Source organism: Brachyspira pilosicoli (assembly GCF_019402445.1).
GTDB classification, from domain to species: domain Bacteria; phylum Spirochaetota; class Brachyspiria; order Brachyspirales; family Brachyspiraceae; genus Brachyspira; species Brachyspira pilosicoli_B.
The window spans coordinates 1-316 of the sequence record NZ_SRZM01000312.1; the positions used below are offsets into that span (position 1 = coordinate 1).

The following is a 316-nucleotide window of genomic DNA, read 5'->3' on the forward strand; positions in this document are numbered from 1 at the left end:
GCAAAACTTTGAGCTTTTAAAAGAGGTTGGTAAATTAAAAAAGCCAATACTTTTAAAAAGAGGCCTAGCTAATACTATAGAAGAATGGCTCATGAGTGCTGAGTATATACTTAATCAGGGTAATGATAATGTAGTATTATGCGAGAGAGGTGTGAGAACATTTGAAACTTATACAAGAAACACTTTTGATGTATCAGCAATACCAGCAATAAAGCGTTTGAGCCATCTACCTGTAATAGGTGACCCTTCGCATGCAAGCGGCAAATCTTGGATGGCACTTCCTTTAACACTTGCTGCAATTTCTGCAGGTGCTGAC

1 pseudogene is annotated in these 316 nt (G+C 38.0%); it reads left to right on the top strand.

Annotated features, from left to right (window positions below):
- Nucleotides 1-316 (top strand): annotated as a pseudogene (locus tag E6A48_RS09840) (3-deoxy-7-phosphoheptulonate synthase); the annotation flags it as partial.